The following is a 22119-nucleotide window of genomic DNA, read 5'->3' as shown; positions in this document are numbered from 1 at the left end:
AATCCATAGGACTTCGTTTTCTAAGCGGTCGTTATTTTCATGGTGATGAAATCCTGCGAATGAGTGAGCATACGTTAAATAAACCCTTAAAACCGAGGGACGGGCAGGATACTTTAATGATTCCTCGAATACTTTAAGTTAAATGCACAGAATTTTATCGAGAGGGAAGATGATTTATGGACTTGATAAAATATGGTGAAATCCGAGGATTTTTAAAAGCCTTGTCTGAAATTAAATTTGAAGAATATGAAACATACTATTTTTATTTCGAGAACGTGAATCTTGTTGATACTAACTTGGTGAGGAGTTTAAAACAACATATATTAAGTTGTCATTATGTCACTAAGTCTGAACCACTCAATATTTCACTATCAGAAATTGAAAACTGGCATAAAGCTGTTATTCGAGGTTTTCATGACTTCGATATAGGTGACAAAGTCGTAGAAGAGTATTTAAATTTACTTGATGATTTTTTCGGAACATATAGCATCAAAGTATGGCAAGTAAATAGTGAATCGCATTTTGGAGCTTGCCAGTTTGAATACTTATTTGAAGTAAATAATTCCCTTTACTATCTCCTAATGTATATGACAGATTGATTTGTAGTTCCATGATAGAGAGGTTCTATCCAAAGAAATCCACTCCATTGTTAGGAGTGGATTTGTCTTTATATACTAATGTAAATCTTATGGTCAAATTGTACTTTGTGCTTAGATACATTACGGAGAACCGTACCATAGATGACAGGTAAGGTCATTATGCTAACGGAACCGAGGGAGTTCAATCGCCTATGCGGCAGCCGGTCAAACGATCGACTGTCGTTTTCTTTTGAAGTGACGGGCAAAATACGAGACTGGTCAGACAGAGAACGATGGTGTACCATAGATTACACAACTCTCTTTGTTTGCATGGTTGCTAGTCACTCCAATGAAACCAAACGAAGAAGGTACTTTTTGTTTAGAGAAAGATAAAACACGATTTATCCTTTTTTGTGGAGGAATTAACAGTGATTGTAAGTACAAAATTTCAGATCCCCCATATACGAAATACTATGGTATCCCGTCCGAAGCTGATGCGCAAGCTTAATGAGGGGATGGAAACCAAGCTGATGCTTATTTCCGCGCAGGCTGGTTATGGAAAGACAACAGCGTTATGTGAATGGGTGAAACAATGCAGCGCGCTTGCTGCGTGGGTCTCTTTAGATAAGCATGATAATGAGTGGATTTCATTTTGGAGTTGCGTAACGGCCTCCATTAAGGAGAGAATCCCTGGCTTTGGCCAAACGATTGGGTATCTTATTGAGAATGGACCTTCGGAATCTTCAGAGCCTATGATTAAGGAACTTTTGAATGAATTGAATTATATAACCGGTGAACTGGTAATCATACTCGACGATTATCATGTCATTCAACTCCCCGATATTCACCAATCATTGAGCTACTTACTGGAACATTTACCTCCTCATATACATCTTTATATCGCTAGCCGTACCGATTTGCCGATTCCTACTACCAGACTTCTGGCGAAGGGTGAATTGCATTATATTCAAATGCAGGATTTACGCTTTGAACTGGAAGAGGGGGTTGTATTTTTTCGAGATACGACGGATTTATCGCTAACGAAAGGGCAAGTAACCGAGCTGTTCCATCAAACTGAGGGTTGGGTCAGTGGATTGCAGCTGGCGGCAATCTCTCTGAAACGCAGTACGAATATAAAGCAGTCCATCCAGCAATTTACGGGTCAACAGCATCATATATCCGATTACTTGTTGGAAGAAGTGTTCCTGCATCAGTCGGAAACCATGCGGTCCTTTTTATTGGAAACGTCCATTTTAAGTAGAATGAACCATTCTTTATGCCAAGCAGTAACGGGGCAAATGAACAGTCAAGAGCAATTGGAGAGACTGGAGCAGCTAAATTTATTCATTATACCCTTAGACGAGGAGCGGAATTGGTATCGATATCACCATTTGCTTTCCGATTTCTTACGACAGCTAGGGTCCAGAACGGATTCGGAGAAATGGATTCAAGTGCACATCCGCGCGGCGAATTGGTTGGAAAAAAATGGGTTTGATGAAGAAGCGGTGGAGCATTATTTAGAAGGCCAACAGTTTTTGGATGTTATTCGGTTGATCGAGAAAAATCCCCCTGCCTTGATGCAATCGAAGAGTGATGCGTTGATGAGGTGGATAACTGTTTTACCAGAAAGCTCCTTTGCAGAGAAGCCAATGATTGAAATGTTTTATATAGCCGTAATGTTGCTAGGAGGTAAGAGGGAAGCCGCTATTCAGAGAATGGAGCAAACCAGAGTCCGGTTTGAAGCACTGCAAGGGAAATCACCCGATGTAGACTGGAACCAGGTTATGGGTAATATCTATTTCTATTGCGGTATGGCCTCTTATATCCAAAATGACTTTGTGCGAGCGTCGGAATACTTGGTCCTTACCGAACGATATATGCCGGAGGGAAGCTACTTTCAGGTGATGGGGGTAAACCGGTATGAAGGGTATAGTAGGAATTATGATCAATTAACTTTAATTAAAGATCTGTATGCGGCGGAAGACTTCATTTTGAAATGGATTAAAGCATGGGAGCATAAAAGGAATTATCCTTTCATTGGATATTTTTACTTGGCATATATCCATTTGCTGTATGAGTGGAATCGGTTGGAGGAGGCAGAATTTAACTATGGTCAGTCATTGGGGCGCATAAACCATCAGCCTCTTGCACGAATTATGATCCAATTAGACATCGCTGCATCGCGGCTTGAGCAAGCCAAAGGAAATCCAAAGCGAGCGTCCGAACTATTGGTGCAATTGAAGTCAAAAATTGATTCACCCGATTATGCTTTATTTGTAGTGAAAATCGAAACGGAACAAGCTTATTTATCTTTGCGGCAAGGCTCGCTCCAAGATGCGCTTGATTGGTCGCAAAGGTGCGGTCTTGCGCACACGGATGAGGTTTCATTGAACCTTTTGGCTGAGCATCTGATTTTGGCTAGAGTGCTTGCGGCGTCCGAACGAATAGAAGAAGCGCTGTACCTGTTGGAAAGATTATATCTCTTGGTACGCAAGGGAGACTGTCTCCGTGATCACACAAAAGTATTAATTGTGCAAAGTGTGACGCTATGGCATTCGGGTCAAAAGGAGGCTGCGCTCATTCCATTGGTCACTGCTTTGGATTTGGCTAAGCCAGATGGATATATTCGTAGTTTTATTGACGAAGGTTCTGTAATGGCGGAGATGCTTAACGCTTATTCAAAGGTTCAGGAAGATAGTCATTCTTCTTCGGGTTACTATGTAAAGCAACTGTTGCGTGCTATGAATAATACACCAGAGGATCATCAATCACCGAAAGGAAAACTTACAGGGCAGGAATTTAAAATTTTGCTGCTAATTATGGATAGATTGATGAACAAGGAAATTGCTGAACGTCTGAATATTACGGTAGATACCGTGAAATATCATATTAAAAACATCTACACGAAGCTTGGAGTAAACAATCGTAAACAAGCACTGGAACGTGCAAAGCAATTATAGAGACTTGGTTAAAATGCCTATCCTGTTTATTCAAAACCTACCCCTGGCGGGTAGGTTTTTTTTTGTTTATTTTAATTTATAGTAGAGGTGAATGTCGAATCTAGACAAAGGTGAGTGAAACAATTTATGAACAAACGTTGGATTTCTTTAGTAATGGGATTCGTTATTCTATTAGGGATGATCCCCACTTTTTCTAACGCTGCTTCTACCGATAATTGGGTTAATCGGCAACCTAATAACCTTGTTACCAGTAATCAGGACGTCTGCTACGGCAACGGCAAGTTTATGGCGGTGACTGATGAGGGGGCCATCTTAACCTCGACTGACGGAACAAGTTGGGCGAATTACAAACCGGCAACTACATTCAAGCTTACTAGTATCAGTTGCGATAATGGTAAGTTTGTGGTTGTGAGTAGAGCTGGAGATGCATCGTCCTCTAGTGACGGAGTGAACTGGAAAACTGGTTACACCCTCAATAATTATGCACAACTTTGGGGCGTTAGCTACGGCAAAGGCCTGTATGTGGCAGTGGGAGGCAAAATTGATGCTAGAAAAGGAGCCGTATACACCTCTACGACGAGTGAGACGCCTGACTTATGGACGGATCGCAATGTAAGCACCACGTCAATTCTTACGGGCGTCACCTACGGCAACGGAAAGTTTGTGGCGGTGGGGCAATATGGAACGATACTGACCTCCAGTGACGGAGCGAGCTGGCCGAGCCAACAATCGGGCATTGCGGCAGATCTTAAAGGCGTCAAATACCTAAATGGTAAGTTTGTGTCCTGGACAGTAGACGGAAAAACGATATTGACCTCCGTTGACGGAGCGAGTTGGAGTAAGATCACCACGTCGGGCATTATCTGTGCCTCATGTGAGTCGACAAATTCTGGTGTCCTTCATAGTGTCTCCTACGGCAATGGTACGTATGTGGGGGTGGGACCGGTTAATTCTATCTATACCTCCAGTGACTTAGTGAATTGGACGAAAAGCTATGCGGGTACGAACGGGTCTCTTAATGGCGTCACCTACGGCAACGGCACGTTTATCGTGGTAGGTAACAGAGGAGACATATTTCAAAACATTGATCCCCCGACGTACACGATTACTTATTACGGCAATGGCAGCACGGGAGGAACCGTGCCAACGGATAGCAATTCATACGCGCAAAATGCAACTGTAACTGTACTAGGAAACACGGGAAGCTTGGTGAAGACGGGCAACACCTTCAAAGGTTGGAACACGGCGGCCAACGGAACAGGAACCCCCTATGCGGCAAATGCAACGTTCGGCATGGGGGCGGCGAATGTGACGCTGTACGCGCAGTGGACGGTCAACCCGACATACACCGTAACGTACAACGGTAATGGCAGCACGGGAGGAACCGTGCCAACGGATAGCAATTCATACGCGCAAAATGCAACGGTAACCGTATTAGGAAACACGGGAAGCTTGGTGAAGACGGGCAACACCTTCAAAGGTTGGAACACGGCGGCCAACGGAACAGGAACATCCTATGCGGCAAATGCAACGTTCGGCATAGGAGTGGCGAATGTGACGCTGTACGCGCAGTGGACGGTCAACCCGACATACACCATAACGTATAACGGCAACGGCAGCACGGGAGGAACCGTGCCAACGGATAGCAATTCATACGCGCAAAATGCAACTGTAACCGTATTAGGAAACACGGGAAGCTTGGTGAAGACGGGCAACACCTTCAAAGGTTGGAACACGGCGGCCAACGGAACAGGAACACCCTATGCGGCAAATGCAACGTTCGGCATGGGGGCGGCGAATGTAACGCTATACGCGCAGTGGACGGTCAACCCGACATACACCGTAACGTATAACGGCAATGGCAGCACGGGAGGAACCGTGCCAACGGATAGCATTCCGTACGCGCAAAATGAAACGGTAACCGTATTAGGAAACACGGGAAGCTTGGTGAAGACGGGCAACACCTTCAAAGGTTGGAACACGGCGGGCAACGGAACAGGAACACCCTATGCGGCAAATGAAACGTTCGGCATGGGAGCGGCGAATGTGACGCTATATGCGCAGTGGACTACGGACCCGACATACACCGTAACGTACAACGGCAATGGCAGCACGGGAGGAACCGTGCCAACGGATAGCAATCCGTACGCGCAAAATGAAACGGTAACCGTATTAGGAAACACGGGAAGCTTAGTGAAGACGGGCAACACCTTCAAAGGTTGGAACACGGCGGGCAACGGAACAGGAACATCCTATGCGGCAAATGCAACGTTTGGCATGGGAGCGGCGAACGCGACGCTGTACGCGCAGTGGACGGCCAGCCCTGGTGGCGGTAGCGGTGACGGCAGTGGAGGTGGAGGTGGAGGTGGCATCCCAACACCACCAGATGACAGCAAAGTAATCTCAGAGAATGGTGAATTATCGCTTCCCACAGGCAAAACAGGCGAGGTTAGTTTGGCAGATGAAATCACAATAGATATTCCGGCAAATGCAACGGACAAAGAACTGAAACTAACAATTGAAAAACTTACTGAAACTCAAGATCTTCTAACGGATGAAGACGTTCTGGCTAGTCCAATCTTCGAGATTCTAAAAAATTTCTCAGAGAACTTCAGTAAACCCGTAACACTGACTTTTAAGTTTGATCCGACAAAATTGAGCGGTGATCGAAGAGCAGCCGTGTTCTATTATGATGAAGTGCAGAAGAAATGGGTAGAAGTTGGCGGTGTTGTTAGCGGTAATCAGATTACCGCAGAAGTAACCCACTTTACAAAATTTGCTGTAATGGTTGTAGGGCAAGCAACAAGTGAGCCAAAACCAACGATTAACTTTAGCGATATATCCGAACACTGGGCGAGGGCAATCATTAAGCAAGCGGTAAGCAGCGGAATCGTCACTGGTTATGAGGACGGCACGTTTAAGCCGGACAAAACCGTGACTCGTGCGGAATTTGCCGTCATGCTGATGAATGCGTTGAAGTCGGAAGGAGCGGGAGCGGCGCTGACGTTCACAGATACAGCGAAGATCGGAAGCTGGGCGCAGAAAGCGGTCGCGCAAGCGGTGCAAGCAGGCATAATTAATGGCTATGAGGACGGTACTTTCCGTCCAGCTGGGGAAATTACGCGTGCAGAGATGGCAGCGATGATTGCAGGTGCTTTGGGTAAATATACCGAAGCGAATGCCACAGCAACTAGCTTCGCAGACGACAAGGACATTCCAGCGTGGGCAAAAGATGCGGTTGCATATGTAAAGCAAGCAGGCATCGTGCAAGGGAAAGGCGACAACGAATTTGCCCCTGGGGACCCTGCAACAAGAGCAGAGGCTGTAACGGTTCTGCTGAACATGCTGGCTCAAAAGAGCAAGTAAAGTAGTAATCGTCAACCCAAACTGATTTTAGTTTAGATGTGTAAATAACAAGGGTTATCCTTAAAGCGGTAAAATTAACTGCTTAGGGGATAGCCCTTGCCTTATTTCAAATAGGAAGTATCGACACATGTGGAGTACTGTGGTATGGCTATAAAAGCTTTTCGTATTGATTTTTCTATGGCTACTTGCAGGTTATATCGGATCTGTTCTGAATTCATGGGGTTACCTAATCTCAAGTGGTTAAATAAAACTATACACGGTGTTAACTATCTCTAGATTGATCATACTCATTTTAATAATATAATGTTCATGATACTGGAGAAATAGTTAAGAGTACGTTCTCCTTAATCTTAGAAGAACAGGAGATAACTATGGCAGATCAAAATATCTCGAATGAATCCTTGCATGACATTATTCTTGAATGTAAACAGCTAATTCATCAGCTTGAAGAAATATCCATGTTATATATGGAAAAGTCGAATGTGTATACGGATGGAACCGAGATTGAAAAACGACAAAATAAGGATAAGCAATGTCGTTAATATAGGAGGCTAGTGGAAATTGATAGGACAAAAGAACAGGTTCATGTTACAGGTATCTTTGGGCACCATAGCACTCAGCTTTATCATCCATTTATTGTATAGAAAATTTAATTTCATGAAAAACATGGGACACATGATGCCGATGGAGAATCTGGCTGCTGGTCATGATACCGGTCAACACTATTCATTCGCGCTGAGCATTTTTTTAATTATTCCCGTGGTTTTCTTGGGGGTAGCTTATTTTCTTTATCGTAAGCAAACAGATCAACCCCTAATACCAATGCTTAATACATTAGTTCTTACGTTTTCTAGTATCTCTATTATTGCTGGTGGGGGAGGGGGGATAGAGCTGCATTTTTCTATATTTATGGTGGTTGCCATAGTAGCATATTATGAAGATATTAAGCTAATTGCCCTTATGACAGGAATTTTCGCCTTGCAGCATGTTTTAGGATATTTCTTTGTGCCTAAGTTGATCTTTGGGAGTAGCGATTACTCTTTCGTAATGCTTCTTATCCACGCCATTTTTCTGATCTTAACGTCCAGTGCAACAAGTCTCCAGGTTGTATCTAAGGAAAGAATTATGAGGGCAGTAGAATTGGAAAAAGCGATTAAACAAAAAGAAGCTGAAGCGCTTCTCGAAACGGTACGAAAACATTCTCAAGAATTAGAACAAGCATCTGTAATCATTTCAGAGAAATCTGAAAATAACATTGTGGCTAATCATGATATGCTGGCTACTTTTAAAGAAGTGTCTACAGGTCTTGAATTTCAAAGCGAATCACTAAGCAATATGGAGATTAATCTGCACAGTATTAATGAGATGATTGAGCAGAACTCCCAATCCTTTTCTGACTTGCAAGCAACGGCTGCTACAACAGCAACAACGATGCATAACAACCAAAATAATATTGAACCTTTGTTTGAGCAAGTTAGAATCGTATCCAATGCGATACACCAAACGACGGACACCATGCAAAATTTATATGAGTCTTCTCACCAAGTAGGGGATATTATTACCACGATTCAACAAATAGCTAACCAAACGGGTATTTTAGCTTTAAATGCGTCTATAGAAGCAGCTCGAGCTGGGGAACATGGCAGGGGGTTTGCGGTCGTTGCCAGTGAGATTCGGAAATTAGCTGAGCAGAGTAATAAGGCTACATATGAAATAAAGGCAATTCTAACTAATATTCAAGAGGAAAGTGAAGAATCTTTAACCCAGATTGAAGTTGGAAGACAAGCCACATCTCACACGGTTGAACTTGCAGAAGCGTCGATATCCAGTTTGGAGCAAATGAACCAGGCCATTACCGAGATGATTGTGATTGTTAAAGCCCTTAATGAATCTGTGAAGCATATTGAACTGCGGTCACAAGTGATTTCTAATGAAATGACTAACATATCAGCGGTCACCGAAGAAAGCGTGTCCACTGTACAAGAGCTTTATAGCACTACAGAAACCCAATCGAATACTTCTTACCACATTAATAGAGAGTTACTCCGTTTGAAGGAGCTTTCCAAAACATTACAGGAACAATTTTCTTCTTAAGATTGTAAAGGACCGCAATTCCAATGTTTCCGTGACATTTCCATTTTTATTCTTAAAGATTATAGAGAGATGTCATTGCCCGTGTAACCTATGTCGGGCTTATTTGTCTGCGTGATAGCCCGCATTGCGGGAACATTTTTAATGAGATTTTGAAACACATACTTACTATGTTAGGAGAATGAATCTAGCGATGATAGTAAACCGATTAATTGTAGAGTCACCCGTATTTAATGCGTACTTCAATACGTTTAAGGAACGGTTTTGTCTTACTCCGAGGGAGATTGAGGTATTGAGCCTGCTGATCGTTTGTGGAAACAATAATAGAGAGTTAGGTGAACAACTCCATATCACTGAAAAAACGCTGAATAATCATATTACTAAGATTAAGTTTAAAACCAGAACACATTCCATTCGGGAGCTTCAAGCATTTATTTATCGAGACTCTTTCAACCTGCTTCTTGTCAATATTTTTAAAAATGAAGAGAATATATCGGAGCCATTTTATTTTCAGCAATGATCTCAGATAGATTTGTATGCTAAATCGCGTTATTTCGAAATTGAAATAAAAAAGTACCCGCAAACAAGCAATAATGAACAAAGGCAAATCCATCGAAAGGTGGAGACGCAAAGCCACAGGTCTAAGCCAGGAAACATATTCATCCTGGGATGATAGCTGGGTTACCTTTAAAGGCTTGTTTTTTGCGTGAAAAGAATTGAAATAATCCTATTTAATTTATAAATAAGGAGATGCATATGTTTGCAAATAACGTTCCAATTCTACACCATTTCAATTTGTTGTATCTTGCTAATTGTAATGCTCGTTATGGCTTTAAGACTATTTCGACTGAGAAAAAAACAAGTATATTTGATACTAACATTCGGCCTGATACTTGCAGTGGTATATGAAGTCCTTAAAATGACCTCGATAGGATCCAAATCACTACTGCACATTGCTAGTGCCATCATGTTCATGAACATAAATATTGGAATTTACGCTTCATACCTTAATAAGATAAAACGAAGCATAATTTACTATTTGGTTGCTGCGATTTTCATCCCACTCTTACTCTTCTTTAGCAGTTCTTTCCATGCAGATGTATCACTTTTCATCATTGAACTTGCTGCTGTATGTATCTCCTGGATACTTATCAGCCCTCATATAGATGAGATGATTAAATACCGAGTATCATTAATAATCTATTCAGCTATTATTGTGATAAACATTGAAACAAACCACCTATGGCGAACAGAAAAATGGATCCTAATTGCAAAAGATATTCTACCGATTATTTACTATTTTATGCTGCTCTTAATCTTTATCGAACGTTTCCTAACTATGTTTCAGAGTGTGGTGGACTCATCATTAATAGATGGGTTAACTGGACTGTACAACCGTAAAGCTATCAGCGCTAGGATTAAGCAATGTGTGGAAAAAGGGGGATGTGTGATCGTATTCACGGATATTGATAATTTTAAGTTGCTCAATGATACCCTTGGCCACCATGCTGGGGATGCTGCATTAAAGACCGTCGCTGAAATTTTACAAGAAGAGACGGATGAAATTGGTTTTCCAGGGCGCTATGGGGGTGAAGAACTCATTGCTGTTATTGATGATAAAGATACGATCTCGCGTATTGAAGAGTGGACAGAGAACTTCCGTTCTAGAGTAGAGAGAGAGAGTAATGTCACCTTAAGCATAGGATTCAGCATATCCCGCAATGGTATAAGCCCAGAGAAGCTGCTTAAGCAAGCTGATCTAGGTATGTACTCCGCTAAACGGTCCGGTAAGAATAAAATTGTAGCCTATAAAGACGAACTGGATCGCGAGTATTAAAATATGAACGTAACTTATAGTCATAACCATACGTATTTCATTACTGATTTTCTAGCGTGCGCCGCAGCTTCTCGAGCTGGCTGCCGCGGACACGCTGATCCGCAACGCTGGTCTTCCTCTTGAAGTTACTGCAAATTCGATTGATCTAGGATTAGCACCTTACTTTCCGAATTACTCGAAAGAAAATGCACAGCTTAACCAAATGGTCAACGATTATGCGGTCAAGATCATTGTTGGCGGTGAACAGCTTACAGGTTTCGATGCATTTACGGATAAATTCAAAAAAGCAGGTGGCCAAACGAGTTATGACGAAATTAATGCTTGGTACGCGACCACTCGTAAATAACACAGTGCGGCAGTCGAGTACCTCTGTATGCGGAGAGTTGAAGCTATTATTACCCTAAGAGGAGCTCAATGGATGAAAATAATTAAACAAGTATCAACAACGCAAAAAGCGATTGCTTTTACATTTGACGATGGCCCTAACCCCGAGTATACACCTCAATTGTTAGATATTTTCGAAGAGGTATCCGGCCGTGCTACTTTTTTTATGATGGGAAAACAAATGGAATTGTATCCTGAGACGGCTCTCGATGTTCATATCAGGAAACACGAGATAGGGAATCATACTTACTCCCATCCTTTTATGACCCAGATTAGTTTGGAGGCATGTGAACAAGAACTTCTCGATACGGACAGATTAATTACACAGGTTACGGGCTCCCGGCCAGTTGTTATGCGTCCTCCTTACTTGGATTACAATCTGGAAGTTCACGAGATTACAGCCAAATTTGACTATCAAGTCATCGGAGCTCTTAACGGGGGAACAAGGGATTGGGAGATGCCTGGCGTCGAACATATTCTGGAGGTAACCCGAGATCACATCGGATGCGGGAGCATCTTTCTCTTCCATGATGGTTTTGAAGATCGCTCGCAAACAGTAGAGGCTGTTCGAATCTTGGCAAAGGAATTAACGGAACTTGGTTATCAACTTGTCACGGTTAGTGAGCTCCTGCAAATGGCGGAATCAGAATAAGGAACAACAAAAACGGAGCGCTGCAGGTAGCAGGCTCCGTTTTCTATTTTAAAGCACGGAACCATTCTTCCGGCTGCGTTTCACTTTATACATGGCTTCATCCGCTTTCTTCATTAATGTTGTAACATCCGTCGCATCTCTCGGGTATAGACTGATTCCAGCACTAAACGAAATGGGGATTGTGATATCTTCATATTGGAAGGGGGACTCGTATAAAAGTGATAATCGTCTATGCATAGTCGTGTCTAGTTCGCTATACTCATCAATGGATGAAATGACCCAAACAAACTCGTCTCCACCAATTCGTCCTATGAGATCACCGGGCCCAGAGCTCCTTTGTAAAATTTGTGCCATATGCTTCAGATAAAGATCACCCACGAAATGCCCGTGTAAATCGTTAATTGGTTTAAAACTATCCAAGTCGACTACTATGAGGGCAAAAAATTCATGATTGGCTATCTTTTGCAGTATTTGCTCCTGAAGGGCTGCGCGATTATATAAATTGGTTAGTGAATCATGGTGTGCAATATATTTGTAGCTTTGCTCTGATTCCAATAGTTTACGTTCTGTATCTTTCAACGAAGTAACGTCAGTAAGATGCATCACATACAATTTTTCATTGGTCTCCTCGATCAATTCTAAGCCTATTATCATATCCAAATCACCTATTTTCGGTGTAACCAACTTCGCCTCCCACTGAACTTCACTCTCCCGTTCAACCCGTGCCAATCTGGCGGCTAGACTCAGCCCGTCACCGAACTGAAAATGGTTCAACATGTCAGAAGCAAGGATCCCATCAAGCCATTGTTGTGCCTTTGGATTCATTTCTTTCATGGCTCCCTTTTGATCCAGAAGAAGAATAGCTGTAGGGGCCGACTTGAATAGATTATGGAAGAGCTTGCGGTAATCGGGCATAATGTCGTATTTACCAATCAAATGACGAAGTGCAACCCCCCAGAACAAATAACCGATAAAAAATAAGATCATGGCATTTCGTGAAGTGACGAACTTCGATTGCAAGAGAAGGGTGACCAAGACAAACCAGGTAAAAAGCAAGAATAAACTGAGAAGCAGAGAACGAAGAATTTTCCTATGCTTCACATCGCGAGCACGATACCAGGAGACTGTGAGAATGACAACGGAAATCAGGATATAGCCTGCAATAAAAGAAACGGTAACGAGTAGAAATAGCGGATCGAGGGGGCTTCGTCCATCCGTCACTGCAGCGTTATATAAGACCCTATGATCCTTGCTGATTAAAAATATAGCCCATAATGCGTACGGTGCTGCGTAAACGAGTGGCAAGCATCGCTTCAAGGATGAAACAGAGGGTCCTCCCATGAGAATGCTCAAGTGAACTAAGCAGCATATGACCAAAAGAATCATCGGACTGTTTCCGTAAAGGACGATCTGCATTTGATATTGCGGTAACAATGACGTTTTAATGTATTCCCCTAAAAAATATAACTGAAAAGCAAACATGAGAACAGCAGCAATTCGGTTAAGCATGCTCTTCATATTTCGATGTATTAAGGTAAAGGCCATGTAGAAAAAGAAATAAGTAGGGAGCAGAATTGTTAAGAAGTCCATGAATAGTTCGTTCATCAGTATATTCCTTATCGTAATGGCAGAGTGAAATAATAAATGTCCATTCTCACAGTAGCACGAAATTTACTATTGGCGCAATAAATCATCGAAGAACCTCTTTTAAAAAAGAGTAAAAAACACAACGAATTAGCGTAGCGTTCAAATTGTGACTACGGCTCATTTGTAAGATGATGGCTATGTAAGAATAATAGCTACAGGGGAGCGATTAAGCCATGTTAACACAAGAGCAGCTGCAACAATACGATGAAAAAGGTTTTATCATTTTAGAAAATGTATTCTCAAATGAAGAAATGGATCGCGTGCGCACCATCATAGATCATTTCGATGAAGAAACGGAACGCCGTCTCAGTGAAGCGGGGCAAAATTTTAACAACATCCCGAATCAGATCAATTTTACTTCCGGCTTGAATTTTATGAACCCAGAACTGCAACAGTTTATAGCGGATGATCGTTTTGTAGATTTGACAACTACTATTCTAGGCCCGGACAATCGTCTGTATTGGGACCAGTCTGTCTATAAGCGTCCAGAAGCGAATCGCGATTTCCCATGGCATCAGGACAATGGGTATGCGCCGATAGAGCCTATGCATTATTTAACCTGTTGGCTTGCACTTGAGGACGCTACCCTGGAAAACGGTTGTATTTGGGTTCAAGAGGGTTCTCATCATAAAGGCTTAGTTGAGCATGTGAAAACAGACATCGGTTGGTTATGTTACTACGGGGACGTTCAGGGGACACCAGTACCTTTGAAAAAAGGAAGCATGGTCGCATTCCATTCGTTATTGTTCCACCGCAGCACACCTAACCGAAGTCAAGGTACACGCAAAGCTTACGTGATTCAGTATTCTGCCCTAGGTTCAATTGACCCTAGAAATGGCGCTGAATACAAGAATGGTCCGATTATTTCAAAGGACGGAAAAGCTGTCTATGAGGGCTTTCAGTCCAAAGAGGAGTTGTAGAGGGGGAAGTTAGGATGGGCAAGCAAGTACTTTGCTGTATGAGAAACTTTCAGCAGTTTCAATATGGGCATATTTTGCAAGAGTTGGCAGACAATGCTCATGAGGTTCGTCTTGAACGATGTCAAAGCCAGTGTACCGGGTGTCGGCAGCAACCAGCAGCCATCATCGAGGGGAAGTGGATAGGATTTGATAAATCCGAGCAAATACGACAATATGTAAGTGAGCAGCTTTCATGAGAAAAGCTTATATGTGATAGTTAGGAGTGAGCTTGGTGAAGGAGCAAAAGGAACTGATGGACGAGTACTGGCAAATTCGCTTATATCAGGTGGAGGAAGCTTCCTATCAAGCCATCAATTTAGAAAACCTAATGTATCCTTATTGGGTTGTCAGCTTTATCTTTGAAGGACAGGTCGAGGTGAAGGATGGGAACAAGGCGCAAACAGCGAAGTCTGGACAGGTCATGCTGCATGCGCCAGGAGTTCCTTTTGCTGAAAAAGCTACGACACCTGGTATTCACCTATGGTTGTTAATTGATGCGAGAAACAGTTACCAAGTGGATTTGTTCCGTTTATATCCCATAGCTGAAGTGATGACCATGATAGATGCTGACGCCTACTCCGATATCTTTTACAAGCTATTAACCTCTTGGCAAAAAAATAATACGCCTTTTCGTGAACTTGAGTTATCAGGTCTTGGCATGCAATTAGTCCATTTATTATTATTGAGTTGGGATCAGAATGGCCGGGCTAGCCGGAATTTTCAGAGGGGCAGAAAAGACGAGCGTTTAGAAAAGGTCATCTCTTATATCAATACGTCTTTCCATGAGAAAATAACTCGAAAAACATTAGCCCAACTTGTGCATTTAAATTCAAGCTATCTGGATAAGATCTTCATTGAGCACTATCACATAAATCCGATGCAGATGCTTCGTGAACTGCGATTAAAGAAAGCCAAGAGTTTGCTGGAATCCAGCAACGAGAGTCTTGTTGATATTGCAACGGCGTGCGGATTGGGAGATGCCTCCTACCTTAGTCACCAATTCGCCAAGAGGTTTGGGGTTAATCCTGGAAAGTACAGGGAGCAAGTTCGTCAGACGACGCAGTCTTATTATCAGTGATGGACCTAGCCTTCGGACTTCACTTCTTGGAATGGTTCTTCATGATTTCATCCAGTAATCCTTGTAATCAAGTATATATTGTTCGATTTGTGTAGGTTGCTGATTCGTAATTTGTGTATACGTATCGGTAATCCCTTTGGCAAGCCCCAGTTTGGTGGGAATGTGAATGCCAGTTACGACATTAATGTAAGCTTCATCCAGACCCTTTTCGATCATGTAGGAGCGAAATTGTTTGACAGATGGGTTGGCATAGGTAATTTGACGACCCAAGATACGTGACATGATGTCAGCAACTTGGTAAAAATCCATGGCACGGTTACCTGTTAAGACTGGCTTATGGCCTTGAAAAGCTTCTCCTTCAAGTAGTGATCGCGCTGCAATTTCTGCAATATCTCGGACATCAATGAAGCTGGTTTTCCCCTTTCCACAGGGGACGAACAGGCGATCATTCCGCAGTACTTCATCCAACATAAAGAGGTTTAAATTTTGCATAAAATAGCCGGCTCTAAGAAAAGTAAAGGGTATCCCACTTTGTTTGATGATTTTTTCGTTTTTATTGTGTGGAATGAAGGGTAAAAACTGCACATCTTTCACAGAAAGATAGACAATGTGCTTGATGGCCATTTCTTTCGCTGTTTGGATGAACAGATGAAAATCTTGAAGCGAAGTCTCCGGCGGGTACATAAGAAACACACTTTGTATGCCTTGTAATGCTTTTTTAAATGTTTCATGCTTCTGATAGTGTAATTCCACGTACGAAATCTTCTCACCATAGGTTAGTTTAGCTTTCTCCGCATCTCGGACAGCGCATATCATATTCCCTTGCTTTTCCATTAATTTCTTTGCCACTTCTTGTCCTACATTACCGGTAAACCCAGTCACTAATATGTTATCCATGGGGGCAACCTCTTTTACTTAAATGATGGTTATTCCAGATCTATTATATACGTGCATGCCCATACCGGAAAGCAAAGGAAGCAAGTTCATGACTCAAAGGTCATGAACGAAAAAGAGGCTGTTCTCAAAAAGTCTAGATCGACTTTTGGGACAGCATCTTTCTATTCACATTGCCAGAATCATAGGAATGAAATTATAGCTTCCACTGCGAACTCTCGCTTACAGGCTCCTGCCCTTGTCGAGGGCGCAGCGTCACCCAGCGTGCCTGCTGACTCAGCAGGCGCTGCCACACAAGTTCCACCTCATAGAGTGGAATGCGAGGGGGTGCAGGTAAGCCCGTTACTTCGCCCTTCAGTGCTGCAGCTTTGCGCAGCAAGGTCTCAAGACAGGCGAGCATGATACGCTCGCCTTCAGCTCGCGAAGCTTCGCCAGCGTCCTCTCCCGCAGCGAGCCTGCCGCCTGAACCAGGTATCTGCTCCAGCGGGAGCAGGGACATGTCAACCAGCTCAGGTCGCAGGTACATGAGCTGGGAGATTTCATATTTACCGGCATGATCGCCGGTAAATTGACCCTGAACGAGCTCAGGGTCGCTGACGACCCACACACGAACTGGCGAGATCGCCATGAAGAGCTCAGCAGCCAGACGCAAGTCTTCTTGGTTGCCGCCACTGTGGCCAGAAACAACAACAATGGCCTTGAAGCCAGCATTGACGAAAGAACGCAGCTGATACAGGAAGAAATGCAGTACCACATGGGGCGGCATGCTGGTCATTCGGGGATTCTCCTCCCCGACAACTTCTTCCAGCCAGCGGGCATGGTAGCCGGTTTCATGGATGTGATAAGCTTGCGTTGGCGCAACAATTCCACCAATTTCGCTTGCGGCCTTTTCACACAGCCACTCCGCTTTCATTGTATCTAACCCGAACGCGCTGAATTGTCCATGCGGCTCACAGATGCCGAGAGGCAAATAGACGATGGGACACGCATCAATCCGCTGGTTAAATGCATAGGGGAAAAGTTCGGACCACCGCACGTTGTCAGTCATCGGCCTACCAGAACTTCGTGTCATAGAAATTACGAACCCATCTGTGATACTTCTGAATTTCCTCGAAAATAGGATCTGGCAGCGGAGCCTTGTCTAATGCAGCAATATTTTGATTCGCATACTGTGGAATATGCATGGAGACAAGTGCGGAGGTAACCGCAGGGTGGTGGAGTACGAATTTGAGCGCGAGCTCAGCAAGATTGTCAGCATATTCAGGGATAAATTTGCGCAGGCGATCCACCCGCTCGATATACATGGCACGAGGCACGTAGTCGAAGTACGTTTTACGGTAATCGCTGTCAGCGAATGTCGTATCTTCCGTCAGGAAGCCAGTCAAACCGCCTTCGTCCATGACACAGCGGGCCAAGAATGCCACGTTATGCTCTTCGCAGAAAGGCAGCAAGCAGTCGAGTGGAAGCGGATCAAAAATATTGAAGACCGTCTGCACGGCATCAATGGCACCACTGCGCACGATGGAAAGCGCAATATCATGCCGCTGATCGGGAATGGATATGCCGATAAAGCGAACTTTACCTTCTTCTTTCAGACGAAGCAGCTCCTCCATCCAATAATCCGCCCTATCCCATTGCGGCCAGTACTGGTGTAGTTGGATGAGATCAATAACATCAACGCCCAATTCCTTCAGAGACAGCTCTGTGCTTTCGCGCAGCCATCCTTGCGGGTAAGCAGATTCGATAGGAATGTGCGTCCCCCACCCCACGGAACCAGGACCCAACGATTGCACCTTGGAGGCGAGGAAGGGTTTGTCACCTTTCCACTCTTTGAGTGCTCTGCCAAGAATACGCTCCGAATCACCGTAAGCACGCGCAGTGTCAATAAAGTTGACCCCTTGTTCGAGACAGTTCAGTACACTCTTAATCAAGTCTTTTTCATCATGTGAGCCAAATGAACCGCCAAGCCCCATGGCACCAAAGCCAAGCCGTGATACTTGATCCGTTTCGGATCGAAATGCGTTATACTTCATGCGATGTTCACTCCTTTGTAATTGAGATATCGAAAGTCCACTTTGTTTGACCGAAAGCAGGAACAGACTTCACTTTGTTCATGACACTAGCGATATACACATCGTCCAAATACCCTGTGGCAGGCTCCAAGGCCAACGTATAATCACCGTTAAAAGCGCCGTAGTTCGCCCAAACCGCTAAGTAAGGGATATCATCTGGGGAAAAAGTGTAGCTAAGCGTTTCGCCCGAGATCGGATCAAATATGCCTGTGCGTCCCTCAGTTAGATCGCCTTCAAACCAATATTTCTCGGCATGTTGGCCAAGGTTAGGTTCAATCATCGATAAATCCACAGAGGTGCCCTTGACGAGTGGAAAGGAAGAACGTCCGTAAGGCTTCGGTGTTAACCGATTTTGATGTGAATATTGATATTGCACGGTGTCCAAATGAGGGGGAATGAGCAGTTGCATACCAGGACTTATTGCAAGCAAATTATGCGCACACCAAAGATAAGAGAAAGGATGCGGTGTGGGGTTGTGTACTTCATAGGTCGTGTGCAGCATGCCGCCGCTTATCGTGTAGGACTTAAAGAACTGGTAGGGTACTTTTACGCCATGAACCCACATACGTACGCTATATGTATGAAGCTCATAAGACCAGGGGAGGGTCCAAACCTCTCCATGATCAGGGAATTGGGTGCCACGCCACGGCTCATCTGGACAGGGGCAGGAGAGAATGGTTGGAAACATTTCGTCCCACCCGCTGCGATCCCCTTGATCCCACATCATGCCGTATGTTAATGGCTGCCAGGGCACCTCGGTTTGGAAAGCCCACTCCTTGCCAGAGGATTTACTCAAGTAGGAAACAAGCTTGCCTCCACGACCAGGCACGATCTCTACACGCAGTTCAGAGGTTTCGCCAACAACGCTGCGCATGCCTTTGTACACGGATTCCCGCCAAGTTGCAGAAGCCATTTTAAGTCAACTCCTTCAGCAGCGCTTTTAAATTAAGGCAGGGCTCAGCGAGCCTGCTCGGATCTAGAACAGCATGCTTCAGAATGAGCATTTCGGCTAGCTTAATGTCTTTGGCAATTCCTGAACCGATGCCGCTTGCAGCCACCAAGTGATGCGAGCTATCCAAGTGGAAAAAGAACAATCGTCCGTCGTCAGCATGGCTCTGAACGGTTATCGAACTGGCATCTGGCAGACCAACAACCTGCAGCGTCTGCTCATACTGATCCGACCAGAACCACGGAATCGCCTCGTACGGCTGATCCGCGCCGAGCATATTTCGCGCGGCATGGGCGCCGCCCTCTTGGGCATTGCGCCACGCTTCCAGCCGGATGCGTGTGCCGCCGTACACCTCATGCGGGAACGCGGAGCAGTCTCCCGCCGCATAAATCGCTGGATCGCTCGTGGCGAGCCGATCATTCACATGGATACCGTTGCCCACGTCCAGTCCACATGCTGTGGCCAGACTCGTCTCCGGTATCGCCCCAATGCCTGCGATGATCGCGTCGCATCGCAGCACTGCGCCATCCGCGAGCGTAATCCGCTGCTCGCCTTCCACATCCTCGATGCGTGCGATGCCGACGCCGAGCTGAAAATTCACCCCGGCCTCTCGGTGCCGGGCTTCCACAGCTTGCGCGATGCCCAGGGGAACCCCGCGCATCAGAATACGGTGACCGACCTCGAGGACGGTCACTTCACAGCCTCGCTCGCGGGCGCTGGCTGCGACCTCGAGGCCAATAAAGCCGGCGCCGATGACGACGAGATGGCGTCCGGCCTCCAGCCTCGTGCGGAGCTTCTCGGCGTCCGCATAGGTCCGCAACACCATGACCCCGGTGGTGTCGGAGCCTTCGAGCGTGAGCTTGCGCGGACTTGCGCCTGTTGCAAGGAGCAGCTTAACATAGGCGATTTCCTGTCCATCTGCAAGCCGAACGGTTTGGTGCTCGCGGTCAATCTGCACGGCAAGCACATCTCGCACCCATGTAATCGCTAACTCATCCAACGCATGTTCATTTAAAATATAAGTAGGAGCAGCATCGCTTCCCGAAGCCAAAGCTCCTTTGGATAGAGGGGGGCGCTCATAGGGCGCAAGTTTTTCCTGACCAATGAGGGTAATTGGGCCTTGCCAGCCTTCTTCACGCAGAGTTCGAGCTGCGCTTGCGCCGGTTTCTCCAGCGCCGATAATCACCATGCCACCTGTTCGCACAACGTTTTGCCCCCTAGTCGATTTTGATGTAAACCTTGCCGTCGTTCGTGACTTGGACAGGGTACGTAATTAAATGCTCGCATGCAGGCGTTTTCTTTGCCTGACCTGTTTTGTAGTTGAACCTGCCGTTATGTTTGGGACATTCAATAATATCTCCCATGACAAGGCCATCGGCCAAATGCACCTTCTCATGCGTGCAAAAGCCATCAGTTGCATAATAGTTGCTATCTTCCGAACGATAAATCGCAAAGGATCGTCTGCCGGAATCAAAGCGAATCACATCCTCCTCGTCCACGGCGTCTGCCTCACATGCGTATGTCCATCCTTCTAGTTGCATTATTGTGCCCTCCCTAAATTCTTTCCTTCTTCTCGTTCCTCACTTGTAGGACCATATTTGTAAGGCTGTGCGGTTGCAGGAAGCACACGCTGAATCGTGTAACTAGGATCCTTGCCTTGCCGAATAAGGGCAACCGTTACTTCCTTTACTGCTTCCCATACGCTGCGGTTTGGTTGAGGGAAGTCCGATTTGAGTTCCTCGTGCAGCTTAGGCAGCGCATGATACGGTACCATTGGAAACATGTGATGCTCAATATGATAGTTCATATTCCAGTAAAGGAATCGGAATACCGGATTCATATAGATCGTACGTGCGTTCAAGCGATGATCAAGCACATCCTCGTGCAGACCGAGATGCTGGACTAATCCGAATGTGAGCATGAGCGAAGCACCGTAGAATGAAGGTAGAACGATGAACATCGCGGGTAGTATGCTCCCGGTATAGAGACAAAGTCCGATAACAGCCAAGAAAATGAGCACATACACACGTGATTCCCAGAATGTTTTGCGGAATTCCGATTCGGGCAAATAGGTGCGCTGCTCCGGATCCACAATGCCAAAACAATGGAGAATCATGCGTTTGATATCCTTCGGCCCACCGTATAAATGAAAGAACTCCATGAGAATAATGCGCCAAACGGGCGGACGGGGCTGAGCAATCTCCGGATCAAGACCGACAATGTACGTATCGGTATGATGACGTGTGTGACTCCAGCGCCAAGGCGTTGCGGGACGTAGAACCATAAATGAAGCGATTTGATAGATGACTTCATTCATCCACGACGTTTTGAACGCAGTGCCATGTCCGCACTCGTGCCAGCGGGAATCACCGGGGGATGAGTACAAAATCCCATAAACGAAGAAGGCCGGAATGGCCCACCAGGTACCCCAAGAATAGAAGGCCAGCACGCCGGTACCGATCAATAAAGCAAACCAAATGAGTGTATCGCGGATGGCCGGTCCGTTGCGACGCTGCATCAGCTCTTTGAGCCGTTTCCGTGAAATGGGGCTGGCATACCACTGAGCGGAGGCAAGTCCTTTTTCCAACGCTCGCAATCGTTCTGTACCTGTCAAACTATAATCCCTTTTATGGCTTGTAGCTGCGCTCATAC

20 protein-coding genes and 1 riboswitch are annotated in these 22119 nt (G+C 44.9%); of the genes, 12 read left to right on the top strand and 8 right to left on the bottom strand.

The window, feature by feature from the left end; genetic code table 11:
- Positions 1 to 176: 176 nt before the first annotated feature.
- From AC58QT_RS10275 to AC58QT_RS10235, 9 genes are all read left to right on the top strand, one after another.
- Positions 177 to 599: a hypothetical protein gene (locus tag AC58QT_RS10275; protein WP_497408842.1), complete on the top strand. Its 423-nt coding sequence runs from the start codon at positions 177 to 179 to the stop codon at positions 597 to 599.
- A 407-nt stretch (positions 600 to 1006) separates the two neighbouring features.
- Positions 1007 to 3538 carry a winged helix-turn-helix domain-containing protein gene (locus AC58QT_RS10270; protein ID WP_497408841.1) on the top strand — a complete coding sequence of 844 codons (2532 nt, stop codon included), beginning with the start codon at positions 1007 to 1009 and terminating at the stop codon, positions 3536 to 3538.
- A gap of 126 nt (positions 3539 to 3664) precedes the next feature.
- On the top strand, positions 3665 to 6904 hold the full coding sequence (locus AC58QT_RS10265) for an InlB B-repeat-containing protein (protein ID WP_497408840.1): 3240 nt from the start codon (positions 3665 to 3667) through the stop codon (positions 6902 to 6904).
- Between the two features lie 371 nt (positions 6905 to 7275).
- Positions 7276 to 7446: a hypothetical protein gene (locus AC58QT_RS10260; RefSeq protein ID WP_497408839.1), complete on the top strand. Its 171-nt coding sequence runs from the start codon at positions 7276 to 7278 to the stop codon at positions 7444 to 7446.
- 19 nt (positions 7447 to 7465) lie between these two features.
- On the top strand, positions 7466 to 8998 hold the full coding sequence (locus tag AC58QT_RS10255; protein WP_497408838.1) for a methyl-accepting chemotaxis protein: 1533 nt from the start codon (positions 7466 to 7468) through the stop codon (positions 8996 to 8998).
- A gap of 190 nt (positions 8999 to 9188) precedes the next feature.
- Positions 9189 to 9515: a helix-turn-helix transcriptional regulator gene (locus tag AC58QT_RS10250; RefSeq protein WP_497408837.1), complete on the top strand. Its 327-nt coding sequence runs from the start codon at positions 9189 to 9191 to the stop codon at positions 9513 to 9515.
- A gap of 72 nt (positions 9516 to 9587) precedes the next feature.
- Positions 9588 to 9684: riboswitch (cyclic di-GMP riboswitch) on the top strand.
- A gap of 128 nt (positions 9685 to 9812) precedes the next feature.
- A complete protein-coding gene (locus AC58QT_RS10245) occupies positions 9813 to 10832 on the top strand; it encodes a GGDEF domain-containing protein (RefSeq protein WP_497408873.1) in 1020 nt (339 codons plus the stop codon).
- Positions 10833 to 11034: 202 nt separating this feature from the next.
- A complete protein-coding gene (locus AC58QT_RS10240) occupies positions 11035 to 11178 on the top strand; it encodes a hypothetical protein (RefSeq protein ID WP_497408836.1) in 144 nt (47 codons plus the stop codon).
- Between the two features lie 72 nt (positions 11179 to 11250).
- Entirely contained in the window at positions 11251 to 11868 is a 618-nt protein-coding gene (locus AC58QT_RS10235) for a polysaccharide deacetylase family protein (protein ID WP_497408835.1), read from the top strand.
- A 48-nt stretch (positions 11869 to 11916) separates the two neighbouring features.
- On the opposite strand, the gene AC58QT_RS10230 is transcribed toward AC58QT_RS10235, so the two are convergent.
- On the bottom strand, positions 11917 to 13473 hold the full coding sequence (locus tag AC58QT_RS10230) for a diguanylate cyclase domain-containing protein (RefSeq protein ID WP_497408834.1): 1557 nt from the start codon (positions 13471 to 13473) through the stop codon (positions 11917 to 11919).
- A gap of 215 nt (positions 13474 to 13688) precedes the next feature.
- On the opposite strand from AC58QT_RS10230, the gene AC58QT_RS10225 reads away from it, so the two are divergent.
- Genes AC58QT_RS10225 through AC58QT_RS10215 form a run of 3 tightly spaced genes read left to right on the top strand, consistent with a single transcriptional unit; the run spans position 13689 to position 15552 of the window.
- On the top strand, positions 13689 to 14435 hold the full coding sequence (locus AC58QT_RS10225; protein WP_497408833.1) for a phytanoyl-CoA dioxygenase family protein: 747 nt from the start codon (positions 13689 to 13691) through the stop codon (positions 14433 to 14435).
- A 14-nt stretch (positions 14436 to 14449) separates the two neighbouring features.
- The gene (locus AC58QT_RS10220; RefSeq protein ID WP_497408832.1) at positions 14450 to 14671 is read left to right on the top strand and encodes a hypothetical protein; all 222 of its coding nucleotides are present in this window, start codon (positions 14450 to 14452) and stop codon (positions 14669 to 14671) included.
- A 35-nt stretch (positions 14672 to 14706) separates the two neighbouring features.
- Positions 14707 to 15552, top strand: a complete 846-nt coding sequence (locus tag AC58QT_RS10215) for a helix-turn-helix domain-containing protein (protein ID WP_497408831.1) — start codon at positions 14707 to 14709, stop codon at positions 15550 to 15552.
- Between the two features lie 39 nt (positions 15553 to 15591).
- Here the strand turns inward: AC58QT_RS10215 and AC58QT_RS10210 are convergent, their stop codons facing one another.
- The 7 genes from AC58QT_RS10210 to AC58QT_RS10180 all read right to left on the bottom strand — a co-directional run bounded on the left by AC58QT_RS10210 (position 15592) and on the right by AC58QT_RS10180 (position 22117).
- Positions 15592 to 16449 carry an SDR family oxidoreductase gene (locus AC58QT_RS10210; RefSeq protein WP_497408830.1) on the bottom strand — a complete coding sequence of 286 codons (858 nt, stop codon included), beginning with the start codon at positions 16447 to 16449 and terminating at the stop codon, positions 15592 to 15594.
- Positions 16450 to 16642: 193 nt separating this feature from the next.
- The gene (locus AC58QT_RS10205) at positions 16643 to 17494 is read right to left on the bottom strand and encodes a creatininase family protein (RefSeq protein ID WP_497408829.1); all 852 of its coding nucleotides are present in this window, start codon (positions 17492 to 17494) and stop codon (positions 16643 to 16645) included.
- A gap of 4 nt (positions 17495 to 17498) precedes the next feature.
- The gene (locus tag AC58QT_RS10200; RefSeq protein WP_497408828.1) at positions 17499 to 18479 is read right to left on the bottom strand and encodes an aldo/keto reductase; all 981 of its coding nucleotides are present in this window, start codon (positions 18477 to 18479) and stop codon (positions 17499 to 17501) included.
- 7 nt (positions 18480 to 18486) lie between these two features.
- Positions 18487 to 19431 carry an aldose epimerase family protein gene (locus tag AC58QT_RS10195; protein ID WP_497408827.1) on the bottom strand — a complete coding sequence of 315 codons (945 nt, stop codon included), beginning with the start codon at positions 19429 to 19431 and terminating at the stop codon, positions 18487 to 18489.
- A gap of 1 nt (position 19432) precedes the next feature.
- Positions 19433 to 20671, bottom strand: coding sequence for an NAD(P)/FAD-dependent oxidoreductase (locus AC58QT_RS10190; protein WP_497408826.1), 1239 nt, complete (start codon positions 20669 to 20671; stop codon positions 19433 to 19435).
- Positions 20672 to 20684: 13 nt separating this feature from the next.
- The gene (locus AC58QT_RS10185; protein ID WP_497408825.1) at positions 20685 to 21008 is read right to left on the bottom strand and encodes a MocE family 2Fe-2S type ferredoxin; all 324 of its coding nucleotides are present in this window, start codon (positions 21006 to 21008) and stop codon (positions 20685 to 20687) included.
- Positions 21008 to 22117: a fatty acid desaturase family protein gene (locus AC58QT_RS10180; RefSeq protein WP_497408824.1), complete on the bottom strand. Its 1110-nt coding sequence runs from the start codon at positions 22115 to 22117 to the stop codon at positions 21008 to 21010. The genes AC58QT_RS10185 and AC58QT_RS10180 overlap by 1 nt, the downstream gene beginning before the upstream one ends.
- Between the last annotated feature and the right edge of the window lie 2 nt (positions 22118 to 22119).

This window comes from Paenibacillus sp. J31R109, assembly GCF_059692055.1.
Note: the sequence above shows the minus strand (reverse complement) of the source record. Positions and strands in the feature narration are given on the sequence as shown.